The sequence below is a fragment of the Duganella qianjiadongensis genome (assembly GCF_009857915.1).
In the GTDB taxonomy this organism is placed as follows: Bacteria; Pseudomonadota; Gammaproteobacteria; order Burkholderiales; family Burkholderiaceae_D; genus Rugamonas; species Rugamonas qianjiadongensis.
This window is the reverse complement of the sequence record NZ_WWCM01000005.1, coordinates 183,295-204,475: the sequence shown is the minus strand read 5'-3', so window position 1 is coordinate 204,475 and position 21,181 is coordinate 183,295. Positions and strand designations below refer to the sequence as shown.

13 protein-coding genes are annotated in these 21,181 nt (G+C 61.8%); 5 read left to right on the top strand and 8 right to left on the bottom strand.

Annotation, left to right across the window (positions count from 1 at the left end; all coding sequences use genetic code 11):
- Window positions 1-327 precede the first annotated feature (327 nt).
- From GTP27_RS09615 to GTP27_RS09600, 4 genes are all read left to right on the top strand, one after another.
- A complete protein-coding gene (locus GTP27_RS09615; protein ID WP_161038960.1) occupies window positions 328-3,339 on the top strand; it encodes a TonB-dependent receptor in 3,012 nt (1,003 codons plus the stop codon).
- A 95-nt stretch (window positions 3,340-3,434) separates the two neighbouring features.
- Window positions 3,435-5,003 carry a DUF5597 domain-containing protein gene (locus GTP27_RS09610; protein ID WP_229633592.1) on the top strand — a complete coding sequence of 523 codons (1,569 nt, stop codon included), beginning with the start codon at window positions 3,435-3,437 and terminating at the stop codon, window positions 5,001-5,003.
- Window positions 5,004-5,017: 14 nt separating this feature from the next.
- Window positions 5,018-7,888 (top strand): glycoside hydrolase family 31 protein, encoded by a 2,871-nt coding sequence (locus GTP27_RS09605; RefSeq protein WP_161038958.1) that lies wholly within the window; start codon window positions 5,018-5,020, stop codon window positions 7,886-7,888.
- Window positions 7,885-9,426: a GH39 family glycosyl hydrolase gene (locus GTP27_RS09600; protein WP_161038957.1), complete on the top strand. Its 1,542-nt coding sequence runs from the start codon at window positions 7,885-7,887 to the stop codon at window positions 9,424-9,426. The genes GTP27_RS09605 and GTP27_RS09600 overlap by 4 nt, the downstream gene beginning before the upstream one ends.
- A gap of 102 nt (window positions 9,427-9,528) precedes the next feature.
- Here the strand turns inward: GTP27_RS09600 and GTP27_RS09595 are convergent, their stop codons facing one another.
- From GTP27_RS09595 to GTP27_RS09580, 4 genes are read right to left on the bottom strand one after another with little or no spacing between them, the layout of a single operon-like run.
- Complete coding sequence (locus GTP27_RS09595) at window positions 9,529-10,878, bottom strand: tryptophan halogenase family protein (protein ID WP_161038956.1); 1,350 nt, start codon at window positions 10,876-10,878, stop codon at window positions 9,529-9,531.
- Window positions 10,878-13,130: a glycoside hydrolase family 3 C-terminal domain-containing protein gene (locus tag GTP27_RS09590; protein ID WP_161038955.1), complete on the bottom strand. Its 2,253-nt coding sequence runs from the start codon at window positions 13,128-13,130 to the stop codon at window positions 10,878-10,880. The genes GTP27_RS09595 and GTP27_RS09590 overlap by 1 nt, the downstream gene beginning before the upstream one ends.
- 49 nt (window positions 13,131-13,179) lie before the next feature.
- The gene (locus GTP27_RS09585; RefSeq protein ID WP_161038954.1) at window positions 13,180-14,343 is read right to left on the bottom strand and encodes a glycoside hydrolase family 5 protein; all 1,164 of its coding nucleotides are present in this window, start codon (window positions 14,341-14,343) and stop codon (window positions 13,180-13,182) included.
- A gap of 17 nt (window positions 14,344-14,360) precedes the next feature.
- Window positions 14,361-14,561 (bottom strand): hypothetical protein, encoded by a 201-nt coding sequence (locus GTP27_RS09580; protein WP_161038953.1) that lies wholly within the window; start codon window positions 14,559-14,561, stop codon window positions 14,361-14,363.
- Window positions 14,562-14,563: 2 nt separating this feature from the next.
- On the opposite strand from GTP27_RS09580, the gene GTP27_RS09575 reads away from it, so the two are divergent.
- Complete coding sequence (locus GTP27_RS09575; protein WP_161038952.1) at window positions 14,564-15,472, top strand: alpha/beta hydrolase; 909 nt, start codon at window positions 14,564-14,566, stop codon at window positions 15,470-15,472.
- 28 nt (window positions 15,473-15,500) lie between these two features.
- On the opposite strand, the gene GTP27_RS09570 is transcribed toward GTP27_RS09575, so the two are convergent.
- From GTP27_RS09570 to xylG, 4 genes are read right to left on the bottom strand one after another with little or no spacing between them, the layout of a single operon-like run.
- On the bottom strand, window positions 15,501-16,820 hold the full coding sequence (locus GTP27_RS09570) for a GDSL-type esterase/lipase family protein (protein ID WP_229633591.1): 1,320 nt from the start codon (window positions 16,818-16,820) through the stop codon (window positions 15,501-15,503).
- 19 nt (window positions 16,821-16,839) lie between these two features.
- The gene (locus GTP27_RS09565) at window positions 16,840-18,459 is read right to left on the bottom strand and encodes an alpha-L-fucosidase (RefSeq protein WP_161038951.1); all 1,620 of its coding nucleotides are present in this window, start codon (window positions 18,457-18,459) and stop codon (window positions 16,840-16,842) included.
- Between the two features lie 36 nt (window positions 18,460-18,495).
- Window positions 18,496-19,638: a sugar ABC transporter permease gene (locus GTP27_RS09560; RefSeq protein ID WP_161038950.1), complete on the bottom strand. Its 1,143-nt coding sequence runs from the start codon at window positions 19,636-19,638 to the stop codon at window positions 18,496-18,498.
- A 3-nt stretch (window positions 19,639-19,641) separates the two neighbouring features.
- Complete coding sequence (xylG, locus tag GTP27_RS09555) at window positions 19,642-21,180, bottom strand: D-xylose ABC transporter ATP-binding protein (protein ID WP_161038949.1); 1,539 nt, start codon at window positions 21,178-21,180, stop codon at window positions 19,642-19,644.
- Between the last annotated feature and the right edge of the window lies 1 nt (window position 21,181).

The window sequence follows — 21,181 nt, the reverse complement described above, 5'->3', positions numbered from 1 at the left end:
CAGTTCCCGCCTGTGCGCGGCATCCGCTCTAAGATGCATTGCAATGATTGCTTATTATCATTCGCGAGCTTGGTGAATTTCGCAATTGCGAGCCAGTTTAGTAAAAAGCACAATGGTTCGAGATCGCAAGCACTGGCACCCCGCCGGTACGACAACGCGACAAAAATAAGAGAGCGAGACAACATCGAATGAACAGCAGAATCAGGCGCCGCGGGGCGCCTGCGGGCTAGCTTGTACCCGCATCCCGGAAAGTCCCCAGACCTTGAGCCATAACTAAAACGACGAGCCGAAAAGCTCAGTAGCTTCGTATCCCCTTGGAGAACGTAGATGAAACAATTCAAGAAGACAGCAATCGCCATGGGCCTCGCCCAGATGACCATGATGCTGGCCAATAACGCCATGGCGCGCCCTGCCGATGCAGACCAGCAGGCTGGCGGCGGCGTCGAAACCGTGATGGTCACGGGGCAGCGCGCCGCGCTGCAATCGGCCCAGAAGATCAAACAGAATTCGGACGAAATCGTCGACTCCATCGTGGCAGAGGACATGGGCAAGCTGCCTGACCGCTCGGTGACGGAGGTGCTGCAGCGCGTGGTCGGCGTCACCATCGACCGCACCATGAGCAAGAGCGATCCCGAACACTTCTCGGTAGAAGGCTCCGGCGTGTCCATTCGTGGTCTCAGCTATGTGCGCTCCGAGCTCAATGGCCGCGACTCGTTCTCCGCCAATGGTGGCCGTTCGCTCAACTTCGAAGACGTGCCGCCGGAACTGGTGGCCGGCGTGGATATCTACAAAAATCCTTCGGCCGAACAGGTGGAAGGCGCAGTCGGCGGGCTGATCAATCTGCGCACCGCACTGCCGTTCGACTTCAAAGGCTACAAAGCCGCCATTTCGGCTGACCGCACCTGGTCGGAACTGAAAAAAGGTAAAACCTCGCCATCTGCCTCCGGTCTGGTATCGAACCGCTGGAAAACCCCGCTGGGCGAAGTAGGCGCACTGCTCGATCTGGCCTATTCGGAAAGCGGCACCCGCACCGATGCTTTCCAGGTCGAGCCTTACTATCCGCTCAAAGATGCCAAGGGCAATACCGTATTCGTGCCCAAAGGCGCGCAATGGCGTACGCTGGAATTCAACCGCAAGCGCGAAGGTGCTTACGGCGCCCTGCAGTGGAAAAAAGACGAGTGGTCCAGCAATCTGACCTACTTCAAATCCAAATACGAAATGCAGTGGGACGAGCAGGCCATCTTTGCCCAATCCAGCCCTTACAACATCAAGGTTTCGTCCGATGCCACCTTCAATTCGCGCGGCGCGCTGCTGACCGGCACTCTGACCGATCCGTCCGATGGCGGCATCAACTTCGGCGACGACACCCGCACTTCCAACCGCAAATCCGACACCACCGATCTGTCGTGGAACCTGCGCTGGCGCCGTGACAACTGGACCGTCAGCACGGATCTGCAGCGTATCCGCGCCAGCACCAACAGCGTCGATTCCACCGTGGCCACCGGGGTGACCATGCCACAGGAGAAGGTCGATCTGAGCGGCAATGTGCCCAAGCTGCTGTTCACCGATGCCGATCGCGCCTATCTGGCCGATCCGAAGAACTACTACTGGGCCTTCACCATGGAACACCTGGACCAGAGCCGCGCCAACGAAACTGCCTGGAAAACCGACCTCAAATACGACTTCGACCATCCCGTGCTGCGCGACTTGCGCTTCGGTGTGCGCCTGACGGACCGCGATGCCGTAACGCAGAATTCGAATCCTAGCTATAACTGGTCGCCTATCAGCCAGCCATGGCAGCTGGGCTGGAACATCAGCGGTCTGGCCTCGCTGGGCGATCCCCGCTTCAGCGGCAACACCAATCTGCATAGCTTCAACAACTTCTTCAATGGCGGCATGAGCGTGCCATCGGTGGTCTTCCCCGATGTTTCGCTGGCCCAGGGCTTCCCCGATTCGTATGCCAAGCTGCATGCCTACCACGACATCCTGTGCAAAGAGCAGGTTGCCAAACAGGGCTGGGGCAGCTGCGATCCATGGACACCGGCCAGCTACGGCGCCAGCAACTATGCCGGCACCAACGACCAGTCGGAAAAGACCCAGGCCCTGTATAGCCAGTTGCGCTTCGGTCTGGATAACCTGAAATACCCGGTCGACGGCAATATCGGCCTGCGCTACGTGAAGACCGACTCGCGTGCCCATGGCTATACCGTGTTCACCTCGACCGCGCCGAATGGCGGCGTGATGGTCGGTACGCCTGTACCGAATATCAAACCGTTCGCCGAAGTGAAAGACTACCAGAATAACTATCACAACTTCCTGCCTAGCCTGAACCTGCGCCTGAAAGCCAGCGACAGCCTGCAGTTCCGCCTGGCGCTGGCCAAAGCGCTGTCGCGTCCTGACTTCTCGCAGTTGCAGGGCTATACCAAGCTGGGCGAAAGCGCCGATTCGGCCACCAATACGGTTACCGGCGTCACTCGCGTCAACAGCGTCAGTCTGACCGGCGAGAGCGACGGCAACCCGATGCTGCGTCCGACCACGGCGACCCAGCTCGATCTGACGGGCGAGTGGTATTTCGCACCGACCGGCTCCTTCACGGTGGCCCTGTTCAACAAACAGCTCAAGGACATCATCGTCAAGCAGATGTATGTAAAACAGCTGGCAGACGTGAACGGCAAGCTGTATGACTTTACCGTGACAGGGCCGATCAACGGCGCCAAAGGCCATGCCCGTGGCTTCGAACTGGCCTTCCAGCAGTACTTCGACAAACTGCCCGGTGCTTTCTCCGGCCTCGGCGTGCAGGCCAACTTCACCTTTGTAGACAGCAAGCGCGAACTGTACACGCCGATCTATTCGAAGTACTGCACGGGCGGCGATACGGCAGCCAACCTGAATCTGAACATGAACGGCTGCGACACCAACGGCACCACCTTCGGCAATCTGCCGCTGGAAAACCTGTCGCGCCAGACCTACAATCTGGCCCTGCTGTACGACAAAGGTCCGATTTCGGCCCGCCTGGCCTACAACTGGCGCTCCAAAGCACTGCAGGGCGTGAACGTCAACGGCACCAAGGGTTCGGATGCCACCGATACCAATCCGGCCAGCGCAGACTACGGCAAAACTATAGTCGCCTGGGCACTGCCTACCTGGTCAGATGCTTATGGTCAGCTGGACGCATCGATGTTCTACAAGTTCACCGACAAACTGCAACTGGGTCTGGAAGCACAGAATCTGACCGATGCCACCTACAAGCAGCTGATGCAGCAGAATATCGGCATGATGGGGCGCGCCTGGTTCAAAACCGGCCGCCGCGTGGTAGCAAAACTGAGCTACGACTTCTGATCGAAAGGTAGAAATAGATGATGCCAAGCGCCCGCCGGCTGGTTACCAGTCTCCTGTTTTTGATGGCAGCAAGCAGCGCGGCGCCGGCTTCGGAAATGCCCCGTATCGTCCACCAGCAGGGCCGCCATGCCCTGCTGGTGGACGGCGCCCCCTACCTGATACTGGGCGGGCAGGCGCACAATTCCAGCAATTATCCGCTGGCGCTGGATAAGGTTTTCGCTGCCATCGGCGATATGCATGCCAACACGCTGGAAATTCCCGTCGCATGGGAACAGATCGAGCCGGTCGAAGGACAGTTCGATTTCAGCTACGTGGACGCGCTGCTGAAACAGGCGCGCCAGCATCAGGTGCGTCTGGTGCTGCTATGGTTCGGCACATGGAAGAATACTAGCCCCAGCTATGCGCCCGCATGGGTCAAGTTCGATAATGCCCGCTTCCCCCGCATGCTGGACCGGCAAGGCAAGCCCAATTACTGTCTGTCGCCCCATGCCAGCAGCACCTTGCAGGCGGACCGCAAAGCCTTTGTGCGCTTGATGCAGCACCTCAAACAGGTGGACAGCGCAGAGCGCACCGTCATCATGATGCAGGTCGAGAACGAAGTCGGCACCTATGGTTACGCGCGGGATTACGCCCCGGCGGCCGAACAGCTATTCAGCGGGCCCGTGCCGGCCGCCGTGCTCGCGTACAAGAAACCGCAACAGCCGCAGGCTCCTGGCGCCACATGGCGTCAGGCCTATGGCGCTTACGCCGACGAGTATTTCCATGCCTACGCCATTGCCAGCTATATCGAGGAGATCGCCAAAGCCGGCCGCGCCGTATATGACCTGCCCATGTACGTCAACAATGCCCAGCGCGACTCGACCGAAAGCCCGCTGCTGCCATGGCATGAAAACTTCGCCAGCGGCGGCCCCACTTATGACGTGATCGATATCTACCGCGCCGCTGCGCCGCACATCGCTTTCGCCGGTCCCGACATCTACGACCCGGACTGGAACAAATTCAACGCCAGCCTGCAGCACTTCCAGCGCACCGACCAGCCGCTCATGGTGCCGGAGATGAGCAACGGCGCCAACTACGTGCGCTACCTCTGGCTGGTGCTGGGCCGTGGCGCGATCGGCGTGGCGCCGTTCGGCATCGACTACGCCGCATACAGCAACTACCCGCTCGGTCACAAGGCCAGCGACCGCAGCATGGTGGCGCCGTTCGGCGCCATCTATGCCGCGTTCCGCCCCATGCAGCGGCAGTGGGCACGCTGGGCCTACGAAGGCCGCACTTATGGCGTGGCCGAAGGCGACGACCGCCAGCCGCAGAACATTGCCATGCAGGGATGGAATGCCAGCATTTCGTTCCGCGAATGGCAGTTCGGCGAACGCGAATATTTCAAGGAACTGAAGGACCATCCGGCCGGGACAGAGATACCCAATGGCGGGGTGGCCATCGCCCAGACCGGCGACAAGGAATTCATCATCATCGGCCAGCATGCGCGCATCAAGATCAGCCATGCGCAAGGCCAGCCCTCGATGTGGGCGCGGGTGGAACAGGGACATTTCGACGCCCGTGGCAACTGGATCATGGAGCGCAACTGGAATGGCGACCAGACCGACTACGGCCTGAATCTGGGCGCCACTCCGGTGGTGCTAAAAGTAAAACTCGATACCTACTAAATAGCGGAGACTGTATGCGTATAAAGATCATGGCCCCTGCGGTGGCCAGTCTGGCCGTGTTGGCCAGCATTCCGGCCCTGGCTGGCAGCTACGAAAAAACCGCCACAGGTCTGATCGTGCGGCCCGATAACGGCGCCGCCAGAGAAATCAGGCTGGAAGTCATGGCCGACAACATCATCCACGTGGTCAAGCTGGACCAGCCGGGCAAGGCCCTGACGCCTTCGCTGATGGCGGTGGCGCAGCCGGTGCAGGACAGCTACAGCCTGTCCGCCAGCAAGGACAAAGTCCGGCTCAAAGCCAGGCGCATGGCCGTCGAAGTAAGCCTTGCGACGGGCGCGCTGCAGTTCTTTAACGCCGCCGGCAAAGCCTTCCTGACCCAGCACGCGGAAAGCATGACGCCGGTACAAGTGGAAGGCCAGCGCATGCTCGCCATCAAGCAGGGCTTCAACCATGGCAGCACCGATGCGCTGTACGGTCTGGGCCAGCACCAGAACCATCAGATGAATATGAATGGCGAAGATGTGCTGCTGATGCAGCACAATATGGCCATCGCCGTGCCGTTTGTGATCTCCAGCCGCAACTACGGCGTATTGTGGGATAACAATGCCATTTCGCGCTTCGGCGACAGCAAGCCGTATGCATGGCTGAGCCGCGACCTGCAACTGGCCGATGCCGATGGCCTGCCCGGCGCACTGACGGCAAAATACTATGTGGACGGCAAACTGGTGTACAGCCGGCGCGAAAAGGATATCGCCTACCAGTATCTGAAGGACGTGGCCGAGAACTGGCCCAAGGATGCAGTCGATCCGAAAGCGCCCAATCTGAAAGTGGTGTGGGAAGGCAGCATGCGTTCGCCCAAGGCTGGCGTACACAAGATGCAGCTGTACGCGTCCGACTACGCCCGCCTGCTGGTCGATGGCAAAGAAGTGATGGACATCTGGCGTCAGGGCTGGAACCCGTGGTATCACAATTTCGAGGTCAGCTTCAAGGCCGGCCAGCCGGTGCCGCTGCGGCTCGAATGGCAACCAGCCGGCGGCATGATTGCCATGACCCACAATGATCCCCTGCCCGCGCCCGAACGCCATTCGCTGACCTTCTCGTCCGAACTGGCCCAGGCCATCGACTACTACGTCATCAACGGCGAGAACATGGACAAGGTCATCGCCGGCTATCACCATCTGACCGGCCGCGCCCCCATGATGCCGAAGTGGGCTTATGGCTACTGGCAGTCGCGCCAGCGCTATGAAACGCAGGAGCAGTTGCTGGGCGTATTGCGCGAATACCGCAAGCGCGGCTGGCCTATCGACAATATGGTGCAGGACTGGTTTTACTGGCCGGAAGATGGCTGGGGCAGCCATGATTTCGACCAGGCCCGCTTCCCGGATGCCAAGGCCATGGTGGATGAAGTCCATCGCTCCCACGCACGCATCATGATTTCCATCTGGGGCAAGTTCTACGCCAATACCGCCAACTACAAGGAACTGGCAGCCAAAGGCCATATGTGGACCAGGAACGTCGAGAACGGCGACCTGGACTGGGTCGGCCCCGGCTACAAGAACAGCCACTACTCGCCGTATGCACCGGAAGCGCGCGACATCTACTACCGCCAGATGAAGCCCAAGCTGGTGGATCTGGGCTTTGACGCCTGGTGGATGGATAATACCGAACCCGATGTGCTGTCGAATGCCCGCCCGGCCGATTTCAAACAGCTGATCGGCCCTACCATTTATGGCGCCGGCGAAATCACCTTCAATCCGTATAGCCTGGTGCATACGGGCGGCTTCTACCAGCACCTGAAACAGGACCAGCCAGACAAGCGCCAGTTCATCCTTTCCCGTTCCGGCTTTGCCGGCATCCAGCGTAATGCCAGTGCCGTCTGGAGCGGTGATACGGTGAGCCGCTGGAATAATCTGTACGACCAGATTTCAGCCGGCGTCGGCATCTCCATGTCCGGCATCGCCAACTGGACCCACGATATCGGCGGCTATGCCCAGGAAACCCGCTTCCAGATCGGCGACGTGGGTTCGGCACAGGAAAACCGCAGCACCGGCAGCCAAGCTGGCAATCCGGAAGATCTGAAGGAATGGCGCGAACTGAATCTGCGCTGGTTCCAGTTCGGCGCCTTCTCGCCGCTGTTCCGCTCGCACGGCGAGGTGGTCAAGCGTGAAATCCATGAAATCTCGCCGCAAGGCTCGCCTATGCGCGACTCTATGGTGTGGTACGACCAGTTGCGCTATCGTTTGATGCCGTATATTTACTCGGCCGCTGCCGATATCCACTACCAATCGGGTGTCATCATGCGCGCTCTGGTGATGGATTTCCCCCACGATCCTGCAGTGCGCGACCTGAAAGACCAGTACCTGTTCGGCCACAGCCTGCTGGTTGCGCCCGTGTACACCTATGGCGGCCGCTCGCGCGAGGTGGTACTGCCCAAAGGCAGCAACTGGTACGACTTCTACACGGGCCAGCTGCACCATGGCGGCCAGAGCATCAGAGTCGAGGCGCCGGAAACCCGTATCCCGCTGCTGGTGAAAGCTGGCGCGATTGTGCCTTTTGGTCCGGTTACCCAGTATGTCGATGAAAAGCCCGACGCAGCGCTTACCCTCAACGTGTACACCGGCGCCGATGGCCAGTACACGCTGTATGAGGACGATGGCGTCAGCAATGCCTATCTGCGTGGCGAAGCCAGCCGGATTCCGTTCAGCTACAACAACAAGACCGGGGTATTCACGATTGGCGCCCGCAGCGGCAGCTACCAGGGCATGATCGCCCAACGTCAGTTCAGGGTGCGCTTCATCAAGCCGGGTGATTCCAGCAGCGAGAACTTCGCGCTGGCCGACCGCACGGTGGACTACGATGGCCACGCCATCAAGGTGCAGCGATGAAAGCGGCGCTGCTGTTGTGCAGCATGGCACTGTGCGGTACCGCCAGTGCCGCCGGTGTGCGCGAGATTGTGCTCGATGCAGCGGCGCCGACCACACCGCGCGCACACTATGCCGACCTGGCGGTAGGTTCGGATTATCCGGGCACCCTGATACGCGACGACAGTCTGGCCCAGCTTAAGACTGCGCGGGAGGAACTGGGCTTCCGCTACCTGCGCTTCCACGCCATCTTCCATGATGTGCTGGGTACCTACCGCGAAGTAGACGGCAAGCCTGTGTATGACTGGAGCAAGCTCGATTATCTGTACGACCAGCTGCTCAAAATAGGCATCAGGCCTTTTGTGGAACTGGGCTTCACGCCGCTGGCCATGCGCAGTTCCGACCTCAGCATCTTTTACTGGAAAGGCAATACCTCGCACCCTCAGCCGGACAAATGGGTGGCGCTGATTGATGCTTTCGTACGGCACGTACAGCAGCGCTATGGTGCCGCCGAAGTGCGATCGTGGTTCTTCGAGGTGTGGAACGAGCCCAATCTGGATGGATTCTGGGAACGCGCCGACCAGCAAGCCTATTTCGAGCTGTATGCCCGCACCGCCCGCACCATCAAGGCCATCGATCCCGCGTTGCGGGTGGGTGGCCCATCGACGGCCGGCGCAGCATGGGTGGCGGAATTCCTCGCCTACACGCGCGCGAACAGCGTGCCGGTGGATTTTGTCACCACCCATACCTATGGTGTGGAAGGCGGCTTCCTCGATGAACACGGCAAGGAAGACACCAAGCTATCCGGCTCGCCCGACGCCATCGTCGGCGATGTACGCAAGGTGCGCAGCCAGATGCAGGCTGCGGGCCACGCCGCGATGCCGCTCTATTTCACCGAATGGAGCACCAGCTATACGCCACGCGATCCCGTACATGACGCCTATCTGAGTGCGCCTTACATTCTGCAGAAACTCAAACAGAGCGCCGGTCTGGTACAGGGCATGAGCTACTGGACCTATAGCGACCTGTTCGAAGAGCCGGGGCCGCCCACGGCCCCGTTCGAAGGCGGCTTTGGCCTGATGAATCCCCAGGGTGTACGCAAGCCTGCATGGTTTGCCTATAAATATCTGCATCAGCTAGGCGAGGCCGAACTCGCCACCGGCGACGCACAGAGCTATGCAGCCCGCAGCGGCAGTGCTACCCAGCTGCTGGCCTGGGACTTCCAGACCCCGCAGCAGCAGCTGAGCAATCGTGGCTACTACACGCGGGTACAGCCGAGCAAAGTCAGTCAGCCTTTGCGGCTCGTGCTGAAAGCTTATCCGGCCGGCCCATATGCCGTGCGCATCTACCGTACCGGCTATCAGGCCAACGACGCCCATACGGCCTACCTGCGCATGGGCGCGCCGAAGTCCCTGAGCGCCGACCAACTGCGGCAATTGCGCGCACAGACGCGCGACCTGCCGCGCACGCGGCTGCTGCAGGTGCCGGCCAGCGGCCACGCCACGCTAGAGCTTGCAATGCGTAGCAATGATGTGGTGCTGATCAAGATCGAACGGCGTTAAGTCTGGTCGCTCCGCCCCCGCCGCTTGACTGTTCTGCATGACCGCCCGCCGCACCAGCGGCGGGCCTGCGCCACCCCGCAGTGCAGACTCGCGTGTTGGGGTTCAGGCCGGCAGCGGAAGCTGGCCGCCATATTCACGCTGTACCTGCTCCATCAGCGCAGCCAGCCGCAAGTGCCGCGCATCGCGTGCATGCAGGGCTTCTTCGCGTGTCAGTTCCAGCAACAGAGGATCACAGCGGCGCAGTACACAGCCGGCACCGGCATGCATGCCGCTCCAGCCTCCACTCTCCCCCTGTGCCGCATCGTGACGCGGCGGATTCCGGGCTGCACGCCAGGCCTGCAGGCGTAGCGCCAGCCCGTCGGGCAAAGTCCGCTTGCCCATATCGCGCCAGAACTGGCTATCCCGCCGCATCGAGCGGCTGTAATGCAGTATCAGGCGGTCGCGCTCATAGCGGAACAGCCGTTCCTGCGTGCCGTTATAGCGTTCGATTGCGCCGGCCTGCGCAGCGGCGGGACAGGACAATACCTGCAGCAAGCCGCTCAAGCCACGCTGGATCAGCATGACGGCGGGTGCTTCCAGAGGCTCGATCTGACCCGCCGCCTGCCCCAGCGCCACCACGTTGCGCAGCCAGAAGCGGATGCGGTGGCCGCTCCGCAAGTGCAGCAAGCGCGGTTCGGCCAGCGCCGCGCCATCAAGCCGCGCCAGCAGCCGGGCACGCGCCTCGGCGGCATCACAGTGACGGCTCGAAAACACATAAGCATGTTCGCTGCGGTGCTGTAACGATATCTGCCACGCCCACCCTGCTTCCAGCGCGACGGCCAGATTGCATGGTGCCGGCGTGGCGACGCTGCGTTCGGCGGGACACAGCCAGAGGGCATCGACCGGTAACCACTGGCTGAAATCCAGCGACGGCACACCGAGTGCGCCGGCCAGCAGCAGTGCATCGTGGCCCGAACAATCAATAAACAGATCGGCACCGATACGGCGGCCGCCGTCGAGCTGCAGCGCGCTGATACCGCCATCGGCGCGGCGGATGGCCTGTTCCAGCCGGCCTACGCTGCGATGCACTCCGCGCAGCATAGCCAGCCGGCGCAGATAGCCAGCATACAGTTGTGCGTCGAACTGATAGCCATATTGCGCCGTCGTACCATCCGGCTCCATTCCGGCCAGCATATCGAAGTAGCGCTGCCCCAGTTGCTGCCAGTCGCGCAGTTCGGTGCCCAGCCGGTAACTGCCCAGCGTCGCCCGCAGAAAATCCGCTTCGTCTATCCCGACCATACGGTGGAATTCGCGCAACTCGGGACCACTCGCCACACCCATGCCGATAGTACAAGTGGGCGCAGCTTCCACCACTTCCACTTCTAGCGCGCCCTGGCGGGTTGCCAGCGCCAGTGCCGCCATCCAGCCAGCCGTGCCGCCGCCCAGTATGGCGATGCGCTGATAGGGCTGCATCAATGCTGCGCCCCGATCGGACGACCTTGCACATCATAGCTGGCGGCATCCAGATGTATCACTACACTGCTCGCCTGCGTATCGCGTGCATGCGCGGCCAGCGTGATGCGGTAGTCGCCGGCCGCAACCAGCCAGCGCTTGCTGACACTGTCGAAGGTACCCAGCAGACGCGGATCTATCGTCACACTGGTGCTGGCGCGCGCACCGGCTGCCAGACTGACCTTGCTGAACCCGCCCAGACGCTTGGGCGCCTCCCAGCTGGCCTGCAGGGGAGCCAGATAGATCTGCGCCACCTGTTTGCCGGCCCGCTTACCCGTATTGCGTACTTCGAAACTGGCTTGCAGGCGGCCCTCGCGCAGTTCCGCGCGCAATCCGGACATGGCAAATTCGGTATACGACAAGCCGAAGCCGAACGGGAATAAGGGCGTCAGCCGCTGGAGGTCGAACCATTTGTAGCCCACCGCCGCCCCCTCGTGATAATCCACCTCGATACGGGCGTCGGCCTGTTCGGGATAGCCGTCCAGCTTGGGCCGGGGCAGTTGCGCTGCACTGACCGGGAATGTCATAGGCAGACGGCCGGATGGATTGACTTCGCCCGTCAGCACGCTGGCTATGGCTACACCGCCTTGGGTACCCGGATACCATGCTTGCAGCACGGCGCCAGCCTGCTCCAGCCATGGCATGGTGACCGGTCCGCCCGTTTCCAGCACCACCACGGTGCGCGGATTGGCTGCGGTAACGGCGTGGATCAGCGCATTCTGCTGCTGCGGCAGCGCCAGATCCGGCACATCCATGCCCTCGCCGGTCCACTGGGTGGCAAATACCAGCACCACGTCGCTATCCCGTGCCAGCGCAGCGGCACGGGCCGGATCACGCCCGTCATCGAAGCGCACACTGGCGCTGACGAGCTTGCCCTGCAGCGCCTTCAGCGGTGCCGACGGATAGATCATCACCGGGCCCGGCCAGACCTTGGGTTCCAGCTCCGGGGCGGCATTGCCGCCGTGCGGATATACCAGCGAGGAGCCGCCCCCGGCCATTACGCCTTTGTCGGCATGACCGCCGATCACGGCAATCCGGCGCGCGCTATTGGTCAGCGGCAGCAGACCAGCACGATTCTTCAGCAGCACCATGCCTTCCTGCGCGGCCTGCTGGCTGACTGCGCCATGGGCGGGGAAATCGATCTGCTGCGGCGCCACCGTTACTGGCTGGTCAACCACGCCATGCTCGAACATGGCCCCTACTATGCGCCGCGCCATATCATCGAGGCGCTGCTGCGCCACCCAGCCATTGAGCACCGCTTCCTTCAGCGGCGGGCCGAAATAGTCGGACAGGTCGAACGGCATGCCGGATTGCTGGTCCAGCCCTGCATTGGCAGCCGGTATGGTGCTGTGGGTGGCGCCCCAGTCCGACATCACCCAGCCCTTGAAGCCCCACTCCTGCTTCAGCACAGTATTGAGCAGATAGCTGTTCTCACAGGCGTAAGCGCCATTCACCCGGTTATAGCCGCACATGACAGAACCAGGCTGGCCATCTTCGTAAGCAAACTGCAAAGCCAGCAGATCGGACATGCGCGCAGCACTGTCATCAATCTTCACATTCAAGGTCGTGCGGTTGGTTTCCTGATCGTTGAGCGCGAAATGCTTAAGGGTGGCCACCACTTTTTGCGACTGTATGCCGGCAATCTGGGCACCGACCATACGCCCCGCCAGCAGCGGGTCTTCTCCCGCATACTCGAAATTACGGCCATTGCGCGGTTCGCGCAGCAGGTTGACGCCTCCGGCCAGCAGCACATTGAAGCCGAATTTGCGCGCTTCATCGCCTATCATCGCTCCGGCCGCATGGGCTGCCACCGTATCCCAGCTGGCTGCCGTGCTGAGGCCAGACGGCAGCGCCGTGGCCTGACGCACATCGGGCCCCGGCTGGCTGGCCACGCCCAGCCCCGCATCGGTTTCATACAGCGGCGGTATGCCCAGCCGTGCCACCCCGTCGATATAGCCTGCTGATTGCGGGCGCGAACCAGCCGGACGCTTGCTCTTCTTCCAGTCCGAGTCGGCCCCCAAATAGCCATATACCAGCTTGAGTTTTTCATCCAGCGTCATGGCCTGCACCACCAGCTCGGCGCGCTGCGCCGCAGGCAGTGCCTGATTCATCCACGGCTGTAGCGATGCCGGCTGTTCGGCCTGCGCACAAGTAGCACTGCAGCACAACAGCACGGCGGCACAGATCTGACTCAGGGGTGTTGGAATTTTCATATACGATCTAGTGAAATAAAGGGGCGCTTGCCGCATGCGCGGCAGCGTTTCAGCGGCTGGCCTGTACCAGCGCTTCGATAATGTCGCGGTATACGGGTAGCGCACGGCCACGGTCGAACAATCCAGACTGATGGTTGCTGGTGTAGCCATTATCCCAGTACATGGGCACTATGCCGCGGCTATGTGCCGCGCGCGTCAGATAGCTATCCCAGTATTTGCGCTGGCTTCCGGACGGATCGAATTCGCTGCGCAGTATCGCCGAATACTCGCCCAGCAGCACAGGAATACCGCGCGCGATAAAGGCTTTGCGCAGCTTCTCGAACTGGCCATCGGTATAGGCTTCATTGGCCCAGCCGCGCGGATTGTCCGCACTCCCCCAGCGCCACTGGCCGCTCTTGGCATCCTGGGCGAAGTCGAACGGATCATAGTCATGCACTTCCATCATCAGCCGCTGCGCCGTCGTATCGTCTGGCAGCGTGGCATTACAGTTGAGCGTGTAGTCGATATTGGTATTGAATCCCTGTACCACCAGATGGCGCTGCGTATTATTCCCGCCCGTTGCCCGTACTGCCTCGACAAAGGTCTGGTTATAGCTATTCTGCACGGCGCAATATTCGCTGCTTGGCGCAGCATAATCGCCGTCGACCATGACCTCGTTAGTGCCGGCAAACAGCAGACTATCGCCATAGTTGCGGAAATGCTCGCCGATCTGCCGCCAGAACTTGCGGATACGCGCCTGCGCCATATTCTGACTGGCATAGGTGGGCTGCATCCAGCCGCCATCCCAGTGCAGGTTGATCATCACGATCAGTCCTGCGCCCCGGGCATCATCGACTACCTGAGTTACCCGCGCCAGCCACTGCGGACTGATATTGTCCTGCGCATCGGCATACACCTTCCACGAAACGGGAATGCGCACGCTACGGAAGCCGGCCTCTTTCACGGCGTCGAAGAGCTGGCGGGTGGCAGGAGGATTGCCCCATGCCGTCTCCTGAAACACCGTACTGCCCCAGACATAGGGATGCTTGCTGTCGATCGCTTCGAGCGCGTTACCGAGATTCCAGCCCGGCGACATCAGGGTGGAAAACTGCATGCTGCTCATGTCGCGCATAGGCTCGGGCACTGGCGCGCTGCCCGCTTGGGCATCCGTAACGCTCAGCGCAATCCCGCCACCCAGTAGCGCTGTCAGACACAGGGCGGATAATAATTTCATCAAAGTCTCCGTTCAGGTTACAGGCGCTCTGCGGCGCCAGGCGACCGGGCCACGCTCTGATGCACGCCACGGGCCAGTTCTACTCTGGCATTGTGCGAGCCCCACACTGGCGCAGCAATTGCGAAATCCCGCAACTGTCCGAACAAAATTACGCAGCGCCGGTTGCGGCGCGCCAGATTGAGTACTATCGCAACATCGACATCCGACAGGAGTTCCATCCATGCGTTTATCCCGCTTCCGCTTGCTCCCTTTGCTGCTGGCCCTGAGCTGGCAGGCCCACGCCCAGACCGCGCAGCTCGGCCTGTGGCCCGAAGGCGTGCCTCACTACCGTGCCCATGCCGGCGCCGAGCAGCACGATGGCGAGCGTATCAACAATATTTCGCAACCCAGTCTGACCGTCTATCCCGCGTCGATAGACCGCCCTGCCCGCACGGCAGTAATCATCTGCCCCGGTGGCGGCTATGCCTATCTATCCTACACGCGCGAAGGCCACCAGTATGCGCAATGGCTGTCCGGTCTGGGCGTTACAGCCTTCGTGCTGAAATCGCGCCTGTCGGACTACGGCCATCCGGCACCGCTGCAGGATGTGCTGCGCGCCATCCGTACCGTACGCGCCCATGCCGCTGACTACGGCGTAGCACCGGACCGCATCGGCGTAATGGGCAGTTCGGCAGGTGGCCACCTGGCGGCCAGCGCGGCCACCCTGTATGACCATGCGGCAGGCCGCACCGGCGCCGCGCTCGATAGCGTGAGCGCGCGGCCAGACTTCCTGATGCTGATGTATCCCGTCATTACGATGGCGCCGCCCACCACCCATATGGGCTCGCGTCAGGCGCTGCTCGGCCAGCAGCCCGGCGCTGCGCAGGTTCAGCTGATGTCGACCGAATTGCAGGTGAACGCCCAGACCCCGCCCACGCTACTGATCCACAGTCAGGATGACGATGTAGTGCCGGTCGAGAACAGCATCCTGTTCTATCAGGCCTTAACCCGCGCCCGCGTGCCAGCCGAAATGTATCTGTTCGAGCGGGGCGGACACGGCATGGCCCTGCGCCCCGGCCTGGGCAATGCCTCTAACTGGACCAAACGCGCCGAAGAATGGCTGGCTAGCCGCAAGCTGATCGTTCAGTAGGCCCGCCGCCGCACACTGGCAAGACAGCCTAGAGCTGGCTTGCCAGCATATGCTCCAGCACTGGCTGCATGGCCTCAGCCCAGATAGCATAGCCGCGCTGCTGCGGATGCAGCAGGTCCGGCATGATGGCGGTGTCCAGCCGTCCGTCGGCATCCAGCATGGCGCTATTCAGATTGGCAAACACCACCCGCTCGCCATCGGCCAGCGCCGCCAGCCTGACATTGATCTGCTCATTGATGCGGCGTAGCACCGCATTGGCACTCGCTTCGCGGGGGAAGATCGCCAGTAGCAGCACGCGGGTCTGCGGCAGGCGCTGGCGCAGTTCGGCTAAAATTCGCTCAACGCCGGCTGCGGTCACCTCTGGCTGATCCTGCCGGTCGCCCGTGTTGTTGGTGCCTATCATCAGCACGGCGACTTTAGGCTGCAAGCCATCTACTTCGCCATGCTGCAGGCGCCACAACACATTCTCCGTATGGTCGCCGCCATAACCGAGATTGAGCGCATGGTAAGGCGCGTAGTGCTGCTGCCACACCGCGCTGCCTTCTTTTTCCCATCCTTCGGTAATCGAATCACCGATAAACACCAGTTGCGGTGGCGTACCTGCGCTCAGTAACTGCTGCTTGAGCACCAGCTTCTGCTCATGGCGCTGCATCCAGCGCGGCATGGCCCATGCCTGATTCAGCGGACTGGGCGCAAAGGCGATGCTGCGGTAATCGGGACAGGACTGGCTGGCTTTGCCATGCGCAACGATACGCACATTGGCCAGCGCCACCTCGCCCGTGCCATTGGCTTCCAGCGCGAACGGCACATCGACTTTAGAAAAATCATCGCCCGCCCGGGCGAAGCAGCTCAGGGCAAACGATAGATGCTGCCAGCCTTTGCCCTGCATGGCGCGGCCCGGCACCACATACCCAAGTTTGCGCTGGCATGCCTCGCCACAGGCCATCTTGAAGTCTATGCCGCCCTGCTCCAGCTGCGCCACCCGCAGATCGAATTCCAGCGTGGCATGGGGCGCCAGCATCTGCAGGTTGAGCGCAGTTGCTGGCGTCAGCCGCAAGGCTGCGTACCATGCCTGTTCCCAGCGCAGCACCAGCGCATGACGCTGGCCATCGACCTGCCCCGGCGTCACACTGGCGCTGCCACCGGCACCACTGAGCGAGAGCGCCTTGCCGGCCTGCATAGGTGCTGCAAGCTCATGCGCCACCAGCGTCACCGGCTGGGAGCTAGCCGCCTGGCCGTTGTAGAGGGTCAGATCGGCTGCACCAGCCGGCGCCAGCGCTGGCAAGGTAATTGCCACCAGGCTGGCGATGGCCAGCCGCAGAGTATGCATAGTCGAATGTGGGTTCATGTGTGCGATGGTCAGTGATTCAGGCGGAAATCTTCAGGGCAAAGGCATAAGGCAATGCAGGGCGGTCCGGCGGCAGATCGACCAGCAGGCCGTCGTCCTGCTGTCTGAACACTAGCGGCGTCACGGAACCATGCAGCGTTACCTGCCGCACGGAGAGCACGCCGCGGCGCAACTGGCGCAGCAGCACCGTGCCCTGTGCCGGCCAGCCCATGACGAAGGCGTACAGGTGTTTATCCTTGCAGGTGTAACGGATATCGGCGCTGCTGAAAGCGACGCCCTGCCCTTCGTTGAAGCCCTGCTTGCTCAGGCTAGCAGCGGCCTCCAGTACGGGCCCTTCGCCCGCCACGCGCCACGGACGGGTATCGTAAATCGCGCCGCCATACATGGTCATCCACTGGCCGATCTCCTCGACCACTGCCCGCTCACGCTCGTCTATGCTGCCATTGCCGCGCACCGGCACGCTAAGCAGCAGGTTGCCATTCTTGCTGACTACATCGATCAGCATGTGCACCACCGTGCGGGCGCTCTTGTAACCATCGGCGTCATAGATACGCCGGTCGTAATGCCAGTTACCGATACAGGTACAGGTCTGCCACGGCAACGCTTCGATCTCGTTGCTCTGGCCCCGTTCGATATCGAGCACCATGCACTGACGCTGCTGCGCATCGAGCAATTTTCCGTTGATGACGGCTTCCAGCCGCCCTTTGCGGGCGATACTCAGGTTGTAGATATCGGCTGCCAGCCGCAATCCCACGTCGCTGACTGGATGCAGCGGCAATACCGTATCGTCGAAATACACCAGATCAGGATCATAGTTCTGCACCAGATCCATCACCCGGGCGCGGAACTGCTCCACATACCCGGCCGATGGCAGCGCAACCCCGCCGCGCCAGTGCCATTGCTCGTCCCAGATACCGCTCTGCCGGGCCGGCGCGCTTAGCGGGTGATTCTGCGCGTACAGCCCTTGCGGATCCAGCCCCTGCCACCACTTGCCGACGCCACCGGCCCGCTGCAAGCGGCCATCATAGGGTACGCCCGCCAGTGGTCCATGCCGGTCAGCGCCCTGAGCCACCTCGTACCATGTCCATGCATGGGCTGCGTGTACGCTGACGCCAAAGCGCATGCCCTGCCGCCGCGCCGCGTCGCGCCAGCCGCCTATCAGGTCTTTGCGCGGTCCGATACGGGTGGAGTTCCACTCGGGCTGATAGCGACTGTTGTACAGGTCGAAGTTATCGTGATGGTTGGCCAGCGCGACGAAATAGCGCGCACCGGCACGGCGATACAGCGCCAGCAGCTCATCGGGCTGCCAGGCATCGGCGCGCCAGCCGGCAATAATGTCCTTGAAGCCGTGCTGCGACGGGTGGCCATAGTGCTGCAGGTGATGCTGGTAGGCCTCGCTATCCTGCTCGTACATGGCGCGCGCATACCAGTCGCCATATTCCGGCGCACACTGCGGCCCCCAATGAGCCCAGATGCCGAATTTGGCATTACGGAACCAGTCCGGCGTGCGGTAGCGCGCCAGCGCATCCCAGTCCGGGCTGAATTGCGCGCGCGGCTGCGCTGCGGCAAACAGGTAGGGGGACGCAGCCAGCGCCGGAATGGCGGCGGCCAGCTGTTTCAATAGTTGACGACGTTGCATGCTGGCCGCTCCGCTTGAAAGTAGTTCGCCCGCGGCCTAGCGGCGCGCGCTGCGGGTGGCCACGTCCACCCATACGGCGAAGGTCAGTATCAGACCTTTGACGATCATCTGCCAGTAGGCATCCACATCAAGCATGGACATGCCGTTATCGAGACTGGCCATCACCAGGGCACCGATCAGCGCACCGTGCACCGTGCCGGCACCACCGCGCATGGAAGTGCCGCCGATGAAGCAGGCCGCAATCACATCGAGCTCGCCCGCCGTGCCGGCCGAAGGCGAACCGGCTGCCAGACGGGCCGTGTTGATCAGCCCACCGAGCGCGCACATCAGCCCCATCAGGCCGAAGATCCACAGCTTGATGGCACGTACATTCACGCCGGACAGGCGGGCTGCTTCCATATTGCTGCCCAGTGCATAGATGCGCCGGCCGAATACCGTCTGGGTTGCGATGTAGCTGAACACGCCCAGCAGCACCAGCAACAGCAGCACGGGCAGCGGTATCCCTTCGTAGCTGTTGAACAGATAGACAAAGCCGCCGACTGCCGCCGCCGTCGCCAGCACCCGCAAACCATCGGCCCACAGACTGCGCAGCGGCAGGCGGTGCAATGCCAGCAGGCGGCGCTGCTGCCACACTAGCAGCACATCGAGCGCCACCAGCAGCACGCCCAGCGCTACCCCGAGCGACGGCGCCAGATAGCCCTGCCCCAGTGCCGTCAGTTCCGGCGACACGGGAGCGATGGTCTGGCCACCGGACACGCCCAGCAGCACACCGCGGTAGGCCAGCATGCCACCCAGCCCGACAATAAACGAGGGGATGCCTGCATACGCCGTCAGGTAGCCGTTGAACAGGCCCACCAGCAAGCCGCAGACCAGCACCAGCACCAGCGTGGCTGGCAGCGGCAGATGATGGCTGACGTCGAGCAGCGCCGCCGCACCGCCCAGCAAGCCCAGTAAGGAGCCCACCGACAGATCGATTTCGCCGGCAATGATGATGAACACCATGCCGCAGGCCAGTATGCCGGTAATCGCCATCTGCCGCATCAGGTTGGACAGATTGCGCGCGGTGGCGAAGTCGCCATCAGTTTTCCAGCTGAAGAAAGCCCAGATCAGCGCGATGGCCACCATCAGCGCTAACAGTTTGTATTGCGTGAACAGCTGTTTGAATTGTGTGTTTTTCATGTTTTACGCTACGCTGTATTGCTGCTGGCCGATAGCTGCGGCCAGTAACTGTTCCTGAGTCAGATCCCGATTGATGAAATCGCCGCGCAGGCGCCCTTCGCCCATCACCAGCACCCGGTCCGAAATGCCCAGCACTTCCGGCAGTTCCGACGACACCATAATGATGGCAACGCCCTGCGCGGCCAGTTGCAGAATCAGACGATAAATTTCGAACTTGGCGCCCACATCGACGCCGCGGGTAGGCTCGTCCAGTATCAGCACCTGCGGCTCGGTCAGCAGCATCTTGGCCAGCACAGCCTTCTGCTGATTGCCGCCCGAGAGTGCCGTAATCGGCAAGGCCGGACTGGCCGTCTTCAGCGCCAGCTGGCTGATCTGCTGGTGTACCGCCAGCAGTTCGGCGCTGCTATCGATGCGGCTCAGGCGCGTATAGCGCTGCAGCACCGACAGCGTGATATTCGCTCCCACGCCGAGGTCTGGCACGATGCCGTGCTGCTTGCGGTCCTCCGGCACCAGCGCAAAGCCGTTGGCAATGGCCTGCAGCGGCGTGCGATTCTGCACCTTGCGCCCGTTCAGCCAGATTTCGCCTTGCCACTGGCCGCCGTAGGCGCCAAACAGGCTGCTCACCAGCTCCGTGCGGCCAGCTCCCACCAGGCCCGCAATGCCCAGCACTTCGCCTTTGCGCAGCGTGAACGACACATCGTCCACCCTCTTGCGCGCCGGCTGATCGGGGTCATAGCAGCTGATATGGCGCGCCTCCATCACCACTTCGCCTATGCTGTGCGGCACATGCGGATACATCTGGCTCATTTCCCGTCCCACCATCTGGGCCACGATAGTCGGCACATCCATCTGCGCCATCGGCGTGCTGGCTATGTGCTGGCCGTCGCGGATCACCACCACCGTATCGCAGATCGCCGCCACTTCTTCCAGCTTGTGGGAAATGTACACACAGGCCACGCCCTTGGCTTTCAGCCCACGCACGATCTCCAGCAGCACTGCCGTCTCGGCCGCCGTCAGCGAAGCCGAAGGTTCATCCAGAATCAGCAACTTGGCCTGCTTGTTGAGGGCCTTGGCAATCTCGATCAGCTGCTGGTGGCCGCCGCCATACTGCTTCACCGGCAGCACCACGTTTACATCGGGCAGCTTGAGTTCGCGCAGCAGCGCTTCGGCCCGCTGGTTCATGGCCGGATAGTTCATGCGCCCGCCCGGCAGGGTCAGCTCATGGCCGAGGAAGATATTTTCCGCCACCGAAAGTTCCGGCACCAGCATCAGCTCCTGATGGATGATGATGATGCCGGCCGCTTCCGTCTCGCGCACGGAATGGGCCCGTAACGGCTGACCTTCCCACAGGATTTCGCCTTCCCAGCTCCCATGCGGATAGACTGCCGACAGCACTTTCATCAGCGTGGACTTGCCCGCGCCATTTTCGCCACACAGGCCTATGCACTCGCCGGGACGGATTTTCAGATCGATCCCGTTCAGCGCCGCCACCCCGCCAAAGCGTTTGACGATCTGGCGCATTTCAAACAGATATTCCGACATG